The sequence below is a fragment of the Bradyrhizobium sp. USDA 4454 genome (assembly GCF_054822705.1).
The window spans coordinates 3,303,451-3,319,456 of the sequence record NZ_JBTRCN010000001.1 but is presented as its reverse complement, the minus strand read 5'-3'; the positions used below and the strand labels follow the sequence as shown (position 1 = coordinate 3,319,456).

The 16,006-nt window shown below is 64.5% G+C and carries 22 protein-coding genes and 1 tRNA gene; 15 read left to right on the top strand and 8 right to left on the bottom strand.

The window, feature by feature from the left end; genetic code table 11:
• Positions 1 to 6 precede the first annotated feature (6 nt).
• The 6 genes from mdcC to ACVIW0_RS15370 are packed head-to-tail and all read left to right on the top strand — an operon-like array spanning position 7 to position 4,364.
• Positions 7 to 324 (top strand): malonate decarboxylase acyl carrier protein, encoded by a 318-nt coding sequence (gene mdcC, locus ACVIW0_RS15395; protein WP_461353103.1) that lies wholly within the window; start codon positions 7 to 9, stop codon positions 322 to 324.
• Positions 321 to 1,235 carry a biotin-independent malonate decarboxylase subunit beta gene (locus ACVIW0_RS15390; protein WP_461353102.1) on the top strand — a complete coding sequence of 305 codons (915 nt, stop codon included), beginning with the start codon at positions 321 to 323 and terminating at the stop codon, positions 1,233 to 1,235. The genes mdcC and ACVIW0_RS15390 overlap by 4 nt, the downstream gene beginning before the upstream one ends.
• A complete protein-coding gene (locus ACVIW0_RS15385) occupies positions 1,222 to 1,962 on the top strand; it encodes a biotin-independent malonate decarboxylase subunit gamma (protein WP_461353101.1) in 741 nt (246 codons plus the stop codon). The genes ACVIW0_RS15390 and ACVIW0_RS15385 overlap by 14 nt, the downstream gene beginning before the upstream one ends.
• The gene (mdcG, locus tag ACVIW0_RS15380; protein WP_461353100.1) at positions 1,955 to 2,602 is read left to right on the top strand and encodes a malonate decarboxylase holo-[acyl-carrier-protein] synthase; all 648 of its coding nucleotides are present in this window, start codon (positions 1,955 to 1,957) and stop codon (positions 2,600 to 2,602) included. Before ACVIW0_RS15385 ends, mdcG begins: the two co-directional genes overlap by 8 nt.
• Entirely contained in the window at positions 2,599 to 3,447 is an 849-nt protein-coding gene (gene mdcB / locus ACVIW0_RS15375) for a triphosphoribosyl-dephospho-CoA synthase MdcB (protein WP_461353099.1), read from the top strand. Before mdcG ends, mdcB begins: the two co-directional genes overlap by 4 nt.
• Positions 3,447 to 4,364 carry an acyltransferase domain-containing protein gene (locus ACVIW0_RS15370; RefSeq protein WP_461353098.1) on the top strand — a complete coding sequence of 306 codons (918 nt, stop codon included), beginning with the start codon at positions 3,447 to 3,449 and terminating at the stop codon, positions 4,362 to 4,364. The genes mdcB and ACVIW0_RS15370 overlap by 1 nt, the downstream gene beginning before the upstream one ends.
• A 432-nt stretch (positions 4,365 to 4,796) precedes the next feature.
• Here the strand turns inward: ACVIW0_RS15370 and ACVIW0_RS15365 are convergent, their stop codons facing one another.
• From ACVIW0_RS15365 to ACVIW0_RS15355, 3 genes are all read right to left on the bottom strand, one after another.
• Positions 4,797 to 4,946 (bottom strand): hypothetical protein, encoded by a 150-nt coding sequence (locus ACVIW0_RS15365; RefSeq protein WP_461353097.1) that lies wholly within the window; start codon positions 4,944 to 4,946, stop codon positions 4,797 to 4,799.
• A gap of 748 nt (positions 4,947 to 5,694) precedes the next feature.
• Entirely contained in the window at positions 5,695 to 5,922 is a 228-nt protein-coding gene (locus ACVIW0_RS15360) for a hypothetical protein (protein ID WP_461353096.1), read from the bottom strand.
• 144 nt (positions 5,923 to 6,066) lie between these two features.
• The gene (locus tag ACVIW0_RS15355) at positions 6,067 to 7,005 is read right to left on the bottom strand and encodes a LysR family transcriptional regulator (RefSeq protein ID WP_461353095.1); all 939 of its coding nucleotides are present in this window, start codon (positions 7,003 to 7,005) and stop codon (positions 6,067 to 6,069) included.
• Between the two features lie 90 nt (positions 7,006 to 7,095).
• On the opposite strand from ACVIW0_RS15355, the gene ACVIW0_RS15350 reads away from it, so the two are divergent.
• Positions 7,096 to 7,974, top strand: a complete 879-nt coding sequence (locus ACVIW0_RS15350) for an NAD(P)H-dependent oxidoreductase (RefSeq protein WP_461353094.1) — start codon at positions 7,096 to 7,098, stop codon at positions 7,972 to 7,974.
• Positions 7,975 to 8,239: 265 nt separating this feature from the next.
• A complete protein-coding gene (gene rpoH / locus ACVIW0_RS15345) occupies positions 8,240 to 9,130 on the top strand; it encodes an RNA polymerase sigma factor RpoH (protein WP_461353093.1) in 891 nt (296 codons plus the stop codon).
• 45 nt (positions 9,131 to 9,175) lie between these two features.
• Here the strand turns inward: rpoH and ACVIW0_RS15340 are convergent, their stop codons facing one another.
• Positions 9,176 to 9,406, bottom strand: a complete 231-nt coding sequence (locus tag ACVIW0_RS15340) for a hypothetical protein (protein ID WP_461353092.1) — start codon at positions 9,404 to 9,406, stop codon at positions 9,176 to 9,178.
• Positions 9,407 to 9,698: 292 nt separating this feature from the next.
• Here ACVIW0_RS15340 and groES point away from each other — a divergent pair, with 292 nt between their 5' ends.
• The 4 genes from groES (at position 9,699) to ACVIW0_RS15320 (ending at position 12,575) form a co-directional block, all read left to right on the top strand.
• The gene (groES, locus tag ACVIW0_RS15335; RefSeq protein ID WP_225712384.1) at positions 9,699 to 10,013 is read left to right on the top strand and encodes a co-chaperone GroES; all 315 of its coding nucleotides are present in this window, start codon (positions 9,699 to 9,701) and stop codon (positions 10,011 to 10,013) included.
• 35 nt (positions 10,014 to 10,048) lie between these two features.
• Complete coding sequence (groL, locus tag ACVIW0_RS15330) at positions 10,049 to 11,671, top strand: chaperonin GroEL (protein WP_461353091.1); 1,623 nt, start codon at positions 10,049 to 10,051, stop codon at positions 11,669 to 11,671.
• 196 nt (positions 11,672 to 11,867) lie between these two features.
• Positions 11,868 to 12,200, top strand: a complete 333-nt coding sequence (locus ACVIW0_RS15325; protein ID WP_461353090.1) for a hypothetical protein — start codon at positions 11,868 to 11,870, stop codon at positions 12,198 to 12,200.
• Between the two features lie 129 nt (positions 12,201 to 12,329).
• Positions 12,330 to 12,575 (top strand): hypothetical protein, encoded by a 246-nt coding sequence (locus ACVIW0_RS15320; protein WP_461353089.1) that lies wholly within the window; start codon positions 12,330 to 12,332, stop codon positions 12,573 to 12,575.
• A gap of 152 nt (positions 12,576 to 12,727) precedes the next feature.
• Here ACVIW0_RS15320 and ACVIW0_RS15315 read toward each other — a convergent pair.
• Positions 12,728 to 12,801, bottom strand: a tRNA-Gly gene (locus tag ACVIW0_RS15315).
• A gap of 271 nt (positions 12,802 to 13,072) precedes the next feature.
• Entirely contained in the window at positions 13,073 to 13,231 is a 159-nt protein-coding gene (locus tag ACVIW0_RS15310; protein ID WP_461353088.1) for a hypothetical protein, read from the bottom strand.
• Positions 13,232 to 13,252: 21 nt separating this feature from the next.
• On the opposite strand from ACVIW0_RS15310, the gene ACVIW0_RS15305 reads away from it, so the two are divergent.
• Entirely contained in the window at positions 13,253 to 13,639 is a 387-nt protein-coding gene (locus ACVIW0_RS15305) for a YciI family protein (protein ID WP_461353087.1), read from the top strand.
• A gap of 7 nt (positions 13,640 to 13,646) precedes the next feature.
• Here ACVIW0_RS15305 and ACVIW0_RS15300 read toward each other — a convergent pair whose 3' ends face one another.
• On the bottom strand, positions 13,647 to 14,054 hold the full coding sequence (locus tag ACVIW0_RS15300) for a hypothetical protein (RefSeq protein ID WP_461353086.1): 408 nt from the start codon (positions 14,052 to 14,054) through the stop codon (positions 13,647 to 13,649).
• Between the two features lie 83 nt (positions 14,055 to 14,137).
• Positions 14,138 to 14,887 (bottom strand): lytic murein transglycosylase, encoded by a 750-nt coding sequence (locus ACVIW0_RS15295; protein WP_461357341.1) that lies wholly within the window; start codon positions 14,885 to 14,887, stop codon positions 14,138 to 14,140.
• Positions 14,888 to 15,236: 349 nt separating this feature from the next.
• On the opposite strand from ACVIW0_RS15295, the gene ACVIW0_RS15290 reads away from it, so the two are divergent.
• Together ACVIW0_RS15290 and ACVIW0_RS15285 are read left to right on the top strand one after the other, a co-directional pair.
• Positions 15,237 to 15,596 (top strand): MerR family transcriptional regulator, encoded by a 360-nt coding sequence (locus tag ACVIW0_RS15290; RefSeq protein ID WP_461353085.1) that lies wholly within the window; start codon positions 15,237 to 15,239, stop codon positions 15,594 to 15,596.
• A gap of 17 nt (positions 15,597 to 15,613) precedes the next feature.
• Entirely contained in the window at positions 15,614 to 16,000 is a 387-nt protein-coding gene (locus ACVIW0_RS15285) for a VOC family protein (RefSeq protein ID WP_461353084.1), read from the top strand.
• Positions 16,001 to 16,006: the final 6 nt, after the last annotated feature.

Here is a 16,006-nt window from a genome sequence, read left to right as displayed (position 1 = left end):
TTTCGCATGGAAACGCTCAGCTTCCGACTATCCGCCCCGACGCGCGCCGGCGGCACCCGCATGCAGGCGATCGTCGGTGTCGTCGCCTCCGGCAATCTCGAGGTGCTGCTGGAACGCAGCAGCCCGGCCGACATCTGCACGATCGACATCGCGACCGCGGCCCACGGCTTCGGCGCGGTGTGGGACGCCGTGGTTCGCGACTTCGTCGCCCGCCGCCCTGCCGGCGGCCTGCGTATCTCCATCAATGACGGCGGCGCCCGGCCCGACACGGTCGCGCTGCGCCTTGCCCAGGGCGTCCGCAAGATCGAGGAGCCGGAACGATGACCGCAGCCACCGCCAACACAGATTCGCTGAGCTGGTACGAGGCGAGCGCCCGGCAGCGCATTGATGCGCTGCTCGATCCCGGCAGCTTTGCCGAATTCATCGGTCCCGAGCAGCGCGAGATCAGCCCGCATCTTTCGATCTTCGACCTGCCTGAGCAGTTCGACGACGGCATCGTGGTCGGACGCGGCCGCCTCGAGGGCTCGCCAGTGCTGGTCGCGGCGCAGGAAGGACGCTTCATGGGCGGCGCCTTCGGCGAGGTCCACGGCGCCAAGCTCACCGGCCTGTTACGCGCCGCGCGCACGCTGCGCCGGGACGTGCTGATCCTGTTCGACACCGGCGGCGTGCGGCTTCAGGAGGCCAATGCCGGCGAGCTCGCCATCGCGGAGATAATGCGTGCGATCATCGAGGCGCGGCGCGCCGGCGTCAACGTGATCGGTGTGATCGGCGGCCGCGCGGGGTGCTATGGCGGCGGCAGCCTGATCGCCGGCACCTGCTCGCGGCTGATCGTCTCCGAGCAGGGCCGGATCAGCGTCAGCGGCCCCGAGGTGATCGAGACCAACAGGGGCATCGAGGAGTTCGACTCGCGCGACCGCGCGCTGGTCTGGCGCACGATGGGCGGCAAGCACCGGTACCTGATCGGCGGCGCCGATACCTTCGTCGACGACGACGCGCTGGCGTTTCGGCAAGCCGTGCTCGATGCGCTCAAGGTCACGCGCGGTTACGGCGTCGCGGTCCTCGACGCCGAGCAGACACGCCTGGAACGGCGACTGCAACGCTTCGGCGCGGCTAGGGACGCCGTCGAGATCTGGCAGGCGCTCAGCATCGACCAGCCAGCCGATATCCCCGCGCTTCCGACCGACACGTTCCTTGCCGCGGCGACCAACAGGGAGAATGCCGATGACGCTCGATGACATCCTGGCCGGCCTGTTCCCGAACGGCGGCAACATCGACGTCAGCGGCGCGATGATCGCGGGAACGACGGTCCTTCCCGGTGCGGGCCCGGTCCACGTGCTCGGCATCGTCAAGGGACAGCCGCTCGGCGTCGACGAGGCGATTGTGCTGGCAAGGCGTGTGCTCGATGTCGTCAAATCAGGCGATCGCGCTCCGATCCTGTTCCTGGTGGATTCCTCAAGCCAGCGCATGAGCAAGCGCGACGAACTGCTCGGGCTCAGCGAATATTTGGCGCATCTCGCCAAGGCCTTGCTGCTCGCGGAAGCGGAAGGACACCACACCGTCGCCCTGCTCTACGGCGGCAGCGCAGCCGGCGCGTTCATCGCCACCGCCCTTGCCACCGGCACGCTGGTCGCGCTGCCCGGCGCGCATCCCGCGGTGATGGATCTGCCGTCGATGGCGCGGGTCACCAAGCTTCCGATCGACGTGCTCAAGGCCAAGGCGGAAGCGACCCCGGTGTTCGCTCCGGGCCTGGAGAACATGGTGCAAACCGGCGGCATTCAGGCGGTCCTGGACGAGCGCGCGCCGTTGGCGCCGCAGCTTGCCGCCATCCTTGAGCGCCCGCAGGGTCCGGACCAGCGCGGCCGGCTCGGTGCCGAGCGCGGCGGAGGGCGGAAGGCCGCCGAGATCGCCGACCGGGTCGTGACGCTCGCAGCGGCCGCACTGCAGGGGACGCATCATGGCTGACGCCTTCGATCGCCACACCATGGTGAAGGTCTCGGCTGCGGGATGGAGCGCTGCGATGCGGCGCTATCCCGAACTCGCCGTTGAGCCGATCGTCGCAGGCTGGGCGCGCGCGGATCGTCCGCTCATTGTCCGGCGCCCGGCTTGCAGCGATGGAGCGGGCATGATTCCGCTCGGCCTGCCGCTGCCGCCGAACTACGGCAAACGACGCATTGCGCTCGCGCTCGCGCTCGGCGACATCGTCGCATCCGCGCCGCCGCCCTTGCTCGCTGACGCGGCCGCCGCGGCGCCCGCGCACTGGCGCGAGACGATCGCGCACCTCGTCCGGCTAGTGCCGGAGACCCGCACCTTCGGCAGCCTGGCGTGGCAGCATCTCACCGGACTGCCCTATCTGTCGGACAGTTCGGACCTCGATCTGCTCTGGCCGCTCGCCTCAGCGCGGCAAGCGCATACCCTGCCGTCCGACATCGCCGCGATTGCAGCGCAGGCGCCGATGCGGCTCGACGGAGAGATCGTCGGTCGGGCCGGCGGCGTGCAGTGGCGCGAACTGACCGGCACCGACCAGGACGAAGTCCTTGTGAAGGGACCTGACGGCGTCACCGGCGCGACGCGCGCAGCGTTTCTGCTGGAGCGCACGCCATGACCGCCGCGCTGAAATGGCAATCACAGCCGCGCCGCGAGCCCGATGCGGAGCAGATCGGTCAGCTTGCCGCGGTGTGCCTGAAGCTCGAGGTCGCGACCTATCCGAAGCCGGGGCTGGTCAGCCACATCGACAATGGCGCGCACCGGGATATGGACGCCGCGCTGCTGTGCCGGAGCGCCGACACGCTGGCGCCCTTCTTCCGCGATCTGGCAGCCGCCGGCGCCGGGGGTGCCGGCATGAACCGGTTGCGCGCCATCGGAGTTGCCGCGGAACGCGCCATGATGGCTGCGACTTCCGGCGTCAACACGCACCGCGGCGCGATCTTCGGACTGGGCCTGCTGTGCACCGCGGCCGGATATCGCGGCGCGCTCGGCATCCGCAAGTCGCTGGGCGAACTGGTGTCGCAGCGTTGGGGCGATGCCATCCTGGCCGGCCCGGTCTCGCTTCGCAGCCATGGCGCGGTGGCCGCACGCCGCCACGGCGCCGGCGGCGCCCGCTCGGAAGCAGCACGTGGCTTCCGCTCGGTCTACGACATCGCCCTTCCCGCCCTGCATAAGGCGCGGACGCTGGCACCCCATGATGAGGAAGCGGTGCGGGTTCAGACCTGCATGACGCTGATCGCCGCTGTCACCGATACCAATCTGCTGCATCGTGGCGGCGCGGAAGGGTTGCGCTTCGCGCAAGCCAGCGCATCGGCATTTCTGGCCAGCGGAGGCGTCGGATCCTGTGGCTGGCGTGCGCGCGCCGTCGAAATCCATCGCGCATTCGTGGCGCGCAATCTGAGCCCCGGCGGCTCGGCGGACCTGTTGGCCATGGCGCTGTTCATCGACCGGCTGGAACGCTGATGCTTGCAGTGCTCTGTGGCGGACAAGGCACCCTCTCCGGCACGATCTTCGATCTGGTCGCCGGTCAGCCTGCCGCGGAACCGGTGTTCGCGGCTGCGACGGCCTGCCTCGGCGAGGACCCGCGGACGCTGATCAGGACACGAAGCGCCGACCAGCTGTCCGCCAATCGCGTCAGCCAGATCCTGACCGTCACATCGGCGCTTGCGATCCATGCCTGCCTCGCCGACCTGCTCACTGCGGAGACCGCCGTCACCGGCTACAGCGTCGGCGAGATGGCGGCCTGGAGCATTGCCGGAATCTGGACCGCCGACGAGGCCTTGCGGCTGACCGAGATTCGCGCGCGGCTGATGGACAGCACGGCGGGACCGGATGGCCGCCTCGGCTATGTCCGCGGGCTCGAGCGGACCACGCTCGACCGGCTGCTCGCAAAACACCGCTGCGCGATCGCGATCAAAAATCCGGACCTGCTGTTCGTGATCGGCGGCGCCGAGCCTGATGTGATCGCGCTCTGCGATGAGGCCGCAACGGCGGGAGCGCGCACCGGCCTTCTCGCCGTGCGAATCGCGTCGCACACCGCGCAGCTCGCGCGGGCCTGCGGCCCGCTGCAACAGGCGCTCGACGCCAGCAAGCGCTTCCCCATCGCAGGCGAGCGCATCCTGCTCGCGGGCGGCGATGGTGAGCGCATCTTCAGGCCAAGCCATGCGACAGCGAAGCTCGCGCGCCAGGTCGCACAACCGATCGACTGGGCAACGACGCTGACGGCGCTCTCCGAGCTGGGGATCACGCAGGTACTGGACCTCGGTCCGGGACATGCGCTCGCCGAGATGGCACAGGCCTTCCTGCCCTCGATCCGCTGCTACGCGGCCGACGGGTTTCACAGCATCGACGGCCTGCGAGGCTGGACGGCGCGCGCCTAGCCGGCGGCGCACGCATCCCTGCACCCGGTCCTTATCTCTGTCCTTACGGCATGGCGCCATACCAGATCACGAGCGCGAATATCACCAACAAGGCGATGGTGATGATTGCTTCACTCGTGGGCATGTGCCTGATGGCCGCCTCCGCACGCGGGAGCAGGATGCTGCGATGGGGCGGTGGTTCTCATCGGCACAACAACGCTCGCTTGAAATACGCGCGGGCGGCGTTGGCTCCGGCCCCAGGAAGAAAATGCAAAATCCCGGTCGGCCCAGCTTGCACAAGGACGTGCCGCTGGAACATGCCCCAAAAGGGCTATCACCTCAAAACAAACGAGGGCTTTACATTCCGGAAGGTGAGAAGTTCGGCCCGTTCGGCCCTCGATGCGCGCCCGCATCGCGAGATCGCCAACCGCCATGCCGCAGGCAGCGCGACGCCTAGCGCCACGACCCGTCCGGCCCAAGGGGCAAATCCGGATGGTCGCGCTTGTCCATGTCGGGCCTCACCTTGAAGCCCTGCCGAAACGCGAACCAGATGAAGCCGACCAACCCGATCACGCAGATCGGCGCAAGAATCCAGTCAGGCATATCGCGATCCTCCAGCAGCCTACCGACATAAGTCTCGGTGATCCCAGGCCCAGTTCAAATGCGCGATGCCCGGTCCGGAGGCGCCAATTTGCTCCCATTCCCGCAACCGACAAAGGTCACGATATCTAATCCAATCGCTTCGCATCGGCCCGTCCTAGGCGGCAAGCTCGCGCATGGGCCTCGCCGACCGGAAGATCGACAGGTCTGGCGACCAATCACTTGAAGTCGCCCCGGCCGATTCTAATTGAATGTATAGCCGAACCGAGCTTCGGCTAAGTGGAGCAACGAACGGAGACAAGCGCATAGCGCGTAAGACTGAGTTGAGGAAATTGACATGAGAAAGCTTGCTCTTGCAGTCCTCGCGGCGGCAACGCTCCTCATTGGATCGGTTGCCCCGGCTTCGGCCCATTGGCGTCACCATGGCTGGGGCGGTCCGGGAATTGGTCCCGGGCTTGCTCTCGGATTGTTCGCCGGGACACTGGCGGCTGCGACGGCACCCCCAGTCTACTATGGGCCGGCGTATGGCCCACCGCCCTACTACTACGGCCCTCCGTATCGGGTGGTTCGCTACTATCGGCGGGTTTATCCCTTCTGGTACGGTTGGTGATGAGAAGAAGGCCCGGTCTCCGCCGGGCCTTCTGTCAAAACCTCCAAGAATTCAATTGGCTTTTCGAGCGCTGATCCGGGAAATGCCAAGGAAGGCCTGCGAGCCGTTTGAGCACGGTGGCGGCGTCCGGAGGCTGTATGGTCAACCAGTGCGGTCCTTCTTGACGCCTTGGCGCGGATCAGTCGCGTTCTCCTGTGGCACTGGCGCGTGCGAGATCAGAGCCGGCGCGGTCTGAGGCCGCTGGGGCGGCTCGACCGGACGGTTCAGCAGCGTAGGGTGTTGCTCGATGTAGAGCTGCCCCGCGACCAGCATGACGCCGGCACACACAAGGGTCAGACTGACAGTCACCAGATCTCGATAGTCGTCCATGCCGTATATCCCCGATTGATCGAGGAGAAAACGTCGGCATTCGCGCCTCGGTTCCAGAACACGGAGTGTGTTTGCTCTTCCGCAATTTACGCCGCCGGCGACCATCACTGCCGTGGCGGTCGAAAGCTGCAAGAGATTGATCGGTCACGTCCGACCACTGAGCCCCGGCTTGTCGAGTCCCGGAGTCCGCGCGATTTGCGCGGCGAGGTAGTCGATCAGCAGGCGCACCCGGGCGATGCCCGACCGCTCGGGAACGATCAGCATGTTGAGCGGAACGGGAGGCGGCGAGAATTCGGGCAGCACCAATTCGAGCTTGTTGGCCGCAAGGAGATCCTCCACGAGCCAGAGATGCGCCGGCGCAATCCCCCGTCCGGCCGACAGCGCCTCGCGTGCGGCGAGTCCATGATCGACACGCAAACGCCCTCGGAACGGCACCACGTGCCGGCCGCCACGCCGCCCGTGGAGCACGAGCAGATCGCTGCCGGCGATGTTGGACATCCTGACACCCTCATGACTTGTCAAATCTTGCGGGCGCGCCGGTGTGCCACGCGCGGCGAGATAATGTGGAGCGGCAACGAGCACCCGCCGGGATTGACCCAGAGACTTCAACTTCATCGAGCTTTCACCAGGTGGCCCGAGCCGGATGGCAATGTCAACGCCTTCCCGCACAAGGTCGACTCGCTCGTCGGTGAGGTTGAGATCAATCCGGATGTCAGGGTAGCGATCCTGAAAGGCGAACAGGAAACGGCTGACGTGCAGCACACCGAAGGCCGCGGTGCAGGAGATGCGCACCGTCCCCTCTGGCGCGCCTCGTGCGCTGCGGGCCTCCTCGCTTGCCTGATCAACCATGCGGAGAATCTGGACGCAGTCGCGATAGTAGCGCGCCCCCTCTTCAGTCACTGTCACCCGGCGCGTGGTTCTGCTGAGCAGCGGCACGCCGATCGCGTGCTCCAGCTCTCGCAAATGGCGCGTCACCGTTGACTGGCCGACGTCCAGCTCGCGCGCGACCGCGGACAGATTGCCCCGCTCGGCGACCCGGACGAAGCTGCGCATGCGCTCAAGCGTAACTTCTGATTTATCCATTTTTCGGCATAATCGTATCCATTGCTGACATCTACTAGATCACGGCTTCGCGCGCTACCTGATCAACGTCACTCATCAGGAGGTGCTGTCATGAAAGTCTTGATTGTCTTCGCCCATCCGGAGCCGCGCTCGCTGAATGGCGCGCTACTAGACGTCGCTGTCAGGGAACTCAAGCGGCTGGGCCACGACGTGCAGGTGTCGGATCTCTATGCTCAGGGTTGGAAATCGGAGGTCGGCAGAGCGGACTTTCCGTCGCTCGGGCAAGGTGAACGGCTCAAGCCGGCCGCGGCCTCCAAGCAGGCTTTCGAGGCGGGCACGTTGACCAGCGACGTAAAAGCCGAGATCGAGAAGCTGTTGTGGGCGGATGTCCTGATTCTGCAGTTTCCGCTGTGGTGGTTTTCGATGCCGGCGATCCTCAAGGGCTGGGTCGACCGGGTGTTCGCCTACGGGTTCGCGTATGGGGTCGGCGAACACAGCGACAAGCGGTGGGGCGATCGTTATGGCGACGGAACTTTGAAGGGCAAGCGCGCGATGCTGGTCGTGACCGCCGGCGGATGGGAGGAGCATTATTCCGATCGCGGCGTCAACGGGCCGATCGACGACCTGCTGTTCCCCATCAATCACGGCATTCTCTACTACCCCGGCTATGAAGTCCTTCCGCCCTTCGTGGTCTATCGCGTGGACCGGCTGGACGACGCCGGTTTTGCGCCGATTGCCGAAGGATTGCGTGAGCGGATGCGCACCCTCACAACCACCGCGCCTATTCCGTACCGGCGACAGAATGGCGGCGATTACCTGATCCCGAGCATGCAACTCCGCACCGGGCTCGAGGCTCCCGGCACAAGCGGATTCGCACTTCACCTCGATCGAGGGGGTCATGCCGGGCGGGAAAGTGAGCCCCACGCATTGGGCTCGTCTCCCGCCTCATCGGGCTGCGGCAGCTTGGTTTCCGACCAATTGGCTAGCTGATACGGGGGAACAACCCATTGGGTTCGCAGTTCTTTTGGCGCCGCCGGCCTGAATGTCGTTGGGCGCCTCAGGGCCCAGCTAAGCCAGGCGACACGGCGGCTCGTACCATTTTGCTCCATGGAGGATTTGGATATGAAAGCTACCTGTATCGTCGCGTGGCAGTCGATCATTCCCACTCAGTTCGGTGGGTCCCCGCGGCTGCGTCTACCCTCTGGCCGCTCGTTAGAGCTCAAGAGCGGCGATGGCTTCTGAAGGAGGGCTGGTCATGTCAATCAAGTCAGCCCTGCCTGCCATCCATTCGGAAGCCGGGTTGTCCCGGTATCTGCAAGAGATCCGTAGCTTCCCGATGCTCGACGCATCCGAAGAGGTGATGTATGCGAGGCGGCTTCGGGATTCTGGTGATCGTGAAGCTGCCTACCGACTGGTGACGAGCCATCTCCGACTGGCTGCCAAGATCGCGCTGAAATATCGGCGCTATGGATTGCCCATCGCCGACCTCATCTCGGAAGCCAACGTCGGGCTGATGTTGGCCGTCAAGCGGTTTGACCCCGAGAAGGGATTTCGTCTGGCGACCTATGCGGCTTGGTGGATCAAGGCGTCTGTGCAGGAGTTCGTGCTGAGATCATGGTCACTCGTTAAGCTCGGCACAACTGCGGCGCAAAAAAAGCTGTTCTTCAACCTTCGAAAGTTGAAGAGACGCCTTGGTGCGCCGGACGATGGCGAGCTTTCGCCAGAGCAGGTGAAGCAGATCTCTGAGCATCTTCGAGTCAGGGAAACCGACGTCGTCGAGATGAACGGGCGGATCCGTGGCGACATGACGCTAAATGTTCAACTCAGTGACGAAGAGGGCGATCAATGGCAGGACAGGCTCGCCGATTCGTCTCCCGATCCTGAAGCCCTCCTCCTGGAGGCCGGAGATCGTGAACGGCAGAACGTCGCACTTTCGGAGGCGCTGAGTGCGCTTACTCCGCGAGAGCGCACCATCGTCGAAGCCCGTTACTTGGCAGAACGGCAAAGCACGCTCGACGATCTTGCTCATACTTTCGGGATTTCTCGTGAGCGTATCCGCCAGATCGAGCAGCGCGCGTTGAAGCGCATAAAGACGATGATGTGCGCACGCCTCCCCGAGTTTGAGGCTGCGTCAGCGAGCGCATAGTAGAGGCAGAACATAGAAACCGCTGGCCGGCTGCTGACCGATCGATCAGCAGCCGGTGCAGATATCAGGCACGATGGTGTCCGCCGAGAAATCACGGTTCTTGCGGGCATCGGACCTTATTCTTGCGGGCCTGCCCGCGGGCTGGCCGCTTTGATCACTGACAAGCTGCTTGACGGTGGCGTCGGAGCTTCGCACGGCTCTCGACGAATCCGCTTCTTTCGCCTGCAGCGAAACCACCATCCCGAGTAGAGCAGCAAGTACCACTAAAGTCCGCATCTCCGGTTACCCTCCTTTCGACGATGCTCCAATTTGCTGCGCAGAATTATTCTGCAGCCGAGAAAACATCTCGGTTTGATGGTCTCAATTTTCAACGTACGGCGAGCGATTCTGGACGTTGGGATGCTCTCCGGTTGCGAGCCGTGGTCGATCTCGACGAGCCGGCCTACGCCGCAGAAATTTTTCTTCCTTCCTCTTGAAAGTAGATCCCTCGCTCCTAGGTGGATTTTCGCCCGGGGGCCGTTATGGACCCGGTTTTGGACATCGCTGAACCTACCCAAGGAGGATGTGCATGCATTTCCGTCCCTTGCACGATCGCGTGCTCGTGCGACGTCTCGACGCCGAAGAGAAAACCGCCGGCGGCATCATCATTCCAGACACAGCAAAGGAGAAGCCGCAGCAGGGCGAGATCGTCGCTACTGGCCCCGGCGCACGCAACGAACAGGGCCAGCTCGTTCAACTCGACGTTAAGCCTGGTGACCGCGTCCTGTTCGGCAAGTGGTCTGGTACGGAGGTCAAGATCGACGGCGAGGAATTCCTGATCATGAAGGAGAGCGACCTTCTGGGTGTCATCGACGAGGCGGGCACCCTCAAGAAGGCGGCGTAGTGCGCTGACAGTCATAAAGGAAAGGAGAGATCAAAATGGCTGCCAAGGACGTGAAGTTCGCAACCGAGGCCCGAGAGCGCATGCTGCGGGGCGTCGACACACTGGCAAACGCGGTGAAAGTCACACTCGGTCCGAAGGGGCGTAACGTCGTGATCGAGAAATCGTTCGGTGCGCCACGCATCACCAAAGATGGCGTAACCGTCGCCAAAGAGGTCGAACTGGAGGACAAGTTCGAGAACATGGGCGCGCAGATGGTGCGCGAGGTCGCCTCAAAGACGAGCGATGCAGCCGGCGACGGGACCACGACGGCGACCGTGCTCGCTCAGGCCATCTTCAAGGAGGGCAGCAAATCCGTCGCCGCCGGCATGAACCCGATGGACCTGAAGCGGGGGATTGACCTCGCTGTCGAGGCCATCGTGACCGATCTGAAATCCCACGCCAAGAAAATCACCGCCAATGACGAGATCGCCCAGGTCGGAACAATCTCCGCCAATGGTGACACCGAGATCGGCCGCTTCCTGGCCGACGCCATGAACAAGGTCGGCAATGAAGGCGTGATCACCGTCGAGGAGGCCAAGAGCCTGCACACCGAGCTCGAAGTGGTCGAGGGCATGCAGTTCGACCGCGGCTACATCTCGCCCTACTTCGTCACGAACCCCGAGAAGATGCGCGCCGAACTCGAGGATCCCTACGTTCTGATTCACGAGAAGAAGCTGTCCGGCTTGCAGACCATGCTGCCGCTGTTGGAGCAGGTCGTTCAGTCCGGTAAGCCGCTCCTGATCATCGCAGAGGACATCGAAGGTGAAGCGCTTGCGACATTGGTCGTCAACAGACTGCGCGGCGGATTGAAGGTCGCGGCCGTCAAGGCGCCTGGCTTCGGCGATCGTCGCAAGGCCATGCTGGAGGACATCGCGATCCTGACCGGCGGCAATGTCATCAGCGAGGATCTCGGCATCAAGCTTGAAAACGTGACGGTGAAGATGCTCGGCCACGCCAAGAAGGTGGTCATTGACAAGGACAATACCACCATCGTCGGCGGCGCGGGCGCCAAGAAGGATATCGAGGCCCGGGCCCAGCAAATCAGGCTTCTGATCGAGGAAACGACCTCCGACTATGATCGCGAAAAGCTGCAGGAACGCCTCGCCAAGCTTGCCGGAGGCGTCGCCGTGATCCGAGTGGGTGGTGCGACGGAGGTCGAAGTCAAGGAACGAAAGGACCGTGTCGACGATGCGATGCACGCGACTCGCGCGGCGGTGGAGGAAGGCATTCTCCCCGGCGGCGGAGTCGCCCTTCTGCGTTCCCTCAAAGCGCTCGACGGTATCAAGACGGCGAACGCCGATCAGAAGGCCGGCATCGACATCGTTCGCCGCGCCATCCAGATACCGGCGCGGCAGATCGTGCAGAACGCCGGCGAGGACGGCTCGCTGGTTGTCGGCAAGCTTCTGGAGCACCAGAGTTACAACTGGGGCTTCAACGCGGCGACCGGCGAGTACGAGGACCTGGTGAAAGCCGGTGTGATCGACCCCGCCAAGGTCGTCCGCACCGCCCTGCAGGACGCCGCGTCGGTAGCTTCGCTGCTGATCACCACCGAGGCACTCGTGGTCGAGAAGCCGAAGAAGGCTGAACCAGCTCCGGCAGCTCCCGCCATGGACTTCTGAACAATAGAGCCCGGCCGATCACGGCCGGGCTCTACCAATGAGAGGAGAAAGACCGCTCCCAAAGACGGAGTCCCCCATGAACAAGTCTAATCGTCGCCGGCTCAGGATGAGACAGGACGCGATCCACTGGTTCATGTTCTACCTGAGCTTTGTCACCATCGCCTGGATCTGTTTTCGAACGATTGGAGGAGTATAGATGCTGAGTCATCACCGTACGTTCTCCGCCCGGACGGAGACCAACCGCAATCTGCGGCGACGCCTGCTCTCTCTCGTAGTGGGCAGCACAATGTCCCTGACCGCCTTCGGTGCTTACGGCGTGGAAAACCCGCGGGGAGCCGAAGCCACACAGGATGCCTTCACGGGACTGCCACTGCCGCCAATCCCGTATCTCGACACGATGCCGTGGCTGAAGTGGCAGCCTGCGGCGGCAAGTATGAAGATCGACATCTTGCTGCCGCCGGCCTCCGCGCCGACCGGTATTTGGCCGCAGCCGGTCCCCCGTCCCGCCGGACTGGCGGCAACCAGCTGAACGTCACTGAGCGGCCGCGAAGGCCGCTCGCGACATCGAGCGCGAAGGTAGGATCTGCTCCCCGTGATTTCCGGGATCTGGAGCGCTAATGCCCGACGCCGCAATCGCACATGCTCCGGCAGGAGCAGCATGGTGAAAAATTCATATGCCGATCTGAGCCACGCCAGCGAAGAGGTGCTGGCCACCCTTGAATCGCTGATCCGCGGTGATTACGAGCGCTGCCACCCCGGAGAGACCCTCGACGATCTCAAACGGCGGGCCTCCTTTTCGAAGGAGGACAGAGGACTGTTGCGGGACTGGATGACGGTCGCGGCAATGCGGCAGCGTTCGCGGCCGCCGACACGAAGCTGCGCCACTCCAGTTGCACACCCGTGAATTCGCAAGCGAAATGGCGCCAGTGGAAGGTCGCCGGAATCTTTTGCGCGGCCACGAGCGGATGTGCTGGCGAGGCTTCGTGCCGGAACCGCGCTAACGCTCGGGCGAAGGGGATCGCACGAGGTTGTAGATTGGTTCGGAAAATCGTGCCGTGGAGCGGGTGAAGGGAATCGAACCCTCGTATTCAGCTTGGAAGGCTGCTGCTCTACCATTGAGCTACACCCGCATCACGCGTTCCCCTAACACGGCCGGGCGGCGGCCTCAACTGCCTCAACCAGGGTCCTTGTGCGCCGGTCAACGAGAATATTTCGGCGCAACCCCGCCGGTTCCTGGCGCGGATGGGGCGGATGGCGGCCTTAACAGCGGCGGATTCGCTGCCTATATTGATTGTCCCATCAACAAAGAAAGGAGGTGATCCAGTGTCTTGTCTCAAGCGCTGTCACCTCGCTGGGATCGCCCGCTAGGCGCTGAGTAATCAGCCTGGCATCGGGGCGCTCTCAGCCCTGGACCAGCGAGACATCAATATCGGGGGCGCGGCGGAAGCGATTCCGCCGCGCCTTTTTGCCGGGATAGCTTGTCGCAGCACAAAACCATCCGATCGGCGGCATATGAATGTCGGCGTGGGTGGCTTTGAGACGTCCTTCGGACTGCCGCATCAGAAATCAGGAGTTCACGCGATGCTTTATGCCATCCTGGCCTACCACGTCGAAGCCGAAGTCAATGCGTGGAACGCCGAACAGGACGCAGCCGTGATGACCGGCCTTCGCGAGGTCCACGAACGGCTGAAGGGTCGGCTCGGCCCGGCGGCACGGCTCGGCGAGACCCGCAAGGCCAGCACGCTGCGCGGGCCCGGCCATGGCGTGGTGATCGACGGACCGTTCGCGGAAACCAAGGAGCAATTGCTGGGCTTCTACGTGATCGACTGCGCCCACCAGGCGGAGGCGATCGCGGCGGCGCGCGACTTGCGCAGCGTCAACCCGTCGGCGGTCTACGAGATCCGCCCGCTGAAGCTCTTTATCCCCGGCGCGGCTTTTCCGGAGACCACCGGCCCGAGCGACGTGTAGCAGCTTATCAGCGGCTGGAACGTTTCGGCAGCTTCGGCAATTTGCTCGGGTCGAATTTCGGCAGCGGCAGATCCGGTGGCGGCTCGGGCAGCACGTCCTGGCTTGGCATCAGCGTCACCTCGAAAGCGAGATCGGGCACGGCATCCGCCCTGCCCGTGCAGGTCGCGATCGCGCCGCTGAATACCCCCTCGAGCCGCACCACGAGATCGTCGGTGCCGAACACGGTCGCGTGCCCTTCGGAGTGCCGCCTTGTGGTGAGCACCGCGGAGAAGCGTTCGCCATCGACCTCATAGGTGCCGCTGTAAAGCATGATGGCGTCGCTGCCCCACAGCCTGCCGTCGGCCACGTGCACGATGCCGGTGCCGTCAGCGAGCGACGTGCGAAACCACGCCGCATAGGTGCCGTTCTTGAGCATGGAGCCTGTCCCACCTGCTCCGTTTCACCGCACGATCTGGGCATCGTTGCGTTAACAGCGAGTGAAGGAACCGCACCCTGCGCTCATTGGCCGTCGATCTGCCGTCCCATGATGGCGATCGCCTTCTGATAGACCCCGGCCGCGTTCCATGCCTCGATCGCGGCGAAATTGGGTTCCCCGGGCTGATAGCCGGCGCCGGCGCGCCAGCCATTGGCGCGCAGGAAGTTCGCCGTCGAGGCCAGCGCATTGGCGGCGACGTCGAGATTGCCGACACCATAGGCCAGCACGTTCTTCGGCATGAACTGGGTCTGGCCGATCTCGCCATGCATCGAACCGCGGGTGCTGGCGGACAGGGTGCCGCGGTCGATCAGCTTCAGCGCGGCATAGAGCTGCTCGGTGAAGAACTCCGGACGGCGGCAGTCATAGGCAAGGGTTGCGATCGACGACAGCATGTTCTGGTTGCCGCGCTGGCTGCCGAAGCCGCTCTCCATGCCCCAGATCGCGATCAACGGTCCCGGCGGCACGCCGTAGCGCTGCTGGATCGAGGCGAACATCGCCGCCTGCGACTGCTTCAGCGAACGGCCGCGCGCCACGATGGTCGCAGAGCCCCGCTTGGCCATGAACTGCTCGAGCGAGAGGCCGAAGCTGCGCTGGCCGCGATCTGCGGCGATCGTCGCGCTGGCGTAATGCGCCTGCATCAGCGCGTCGATCGCGGTGGCGCCGATGCCCTTGGCCCTCGCCTCGCCGGCGAATTGCTCCTTCCAGGCTTCGAACCCGCCGGGCCCGTTGCCGCACTGCGCCGCTTTCGCTTCCGCGCCCAGCGTTGCGACCATCGCGACGATGGCGAGCGCCGACGCCGCAATCTGCCAGCCCCTGATCATCCGAAACCTCCTCCGAAAAATGTGCCGCCGCCCCCGCGGGCGCGGCGCCGACGATGGCCGGATTGACATGACCCGGCGATGAACGATCCGCCTCAGATTCGGCCGCGAAGCGTCACGATATGTCGCCGACGGCGGATTGGCCATCCCGGCCACACCGTGCGAGCCGGGACATCTGGCCCCCCAAGGCGCGGCCCAGCGCGGTCTGGCCGAGCCGAGCCGCGTGCAATTGCCCTTGGCAACACGGCGCTTGACTTTGACGTTAATGACAAGGTGCTAGGCCGGGCTTCGACAGGAGAATGCGATGAGGATTCAGGAGGCGGCCCGTCATCTCGGCGTGAGTGCGCGGGCGCTTCGGCATTATGAAGCGGCGGGGCTCATCGTGCCGCGCCGGACGTCGAACGGCTATCGCAGCTATTCGGCGTCGGAGATCGAACGCGCCGCCTGGGTGCGAGACCTGATCGCCTCGGGCTTCTCGACCCGCGAGCTGCGCAATCTTCTGGCTGCGCTTGACGGCGGCGGACGCCGCGCGCGCGTCAGCTGCTCGGCGGTGATGCAGGACAAGCTCGACCAGATCGATCGTGCGATCGCGACGCTGCGCACGCGGCGCCGCGCCTTGTCGCGACGATTGACCGGATCGGATCGCGACCGCCGCAACACTTGAAGGATGAGGGCTCGGTAATGAAGGTACTCAACATCCTGGCGAGGCGCTACCTGCCGTTGGAGGAGCTGGATCAGGCCGTCGCGTTCCACGAGACCTTGATCGGCCAGACGGCGCGGCTCCGCTTCGACTATCCGGAGTATGACCTGAGGCTCGCGCAGGTCGCCTCGATCCTGTTCATTGCCGGAACCGAACAGAGCCTGAAGCCGTTCACCGCGACGCATCTGACGTTCATGGTCGACGACATCGACGCATTCGCCGCACATCTGCCCGGCGTCGGCGCGACGATCCTGGACGGGCCCAAGCCGGTACCGACCGGCCGTAACATGCTGGTGCTGCATCCGGACCAGACGCGCGTCGAGTATGTCGAGCATCGCAACAAGCATCCGGCCGATGTGCTGCCGTGAGCCGGC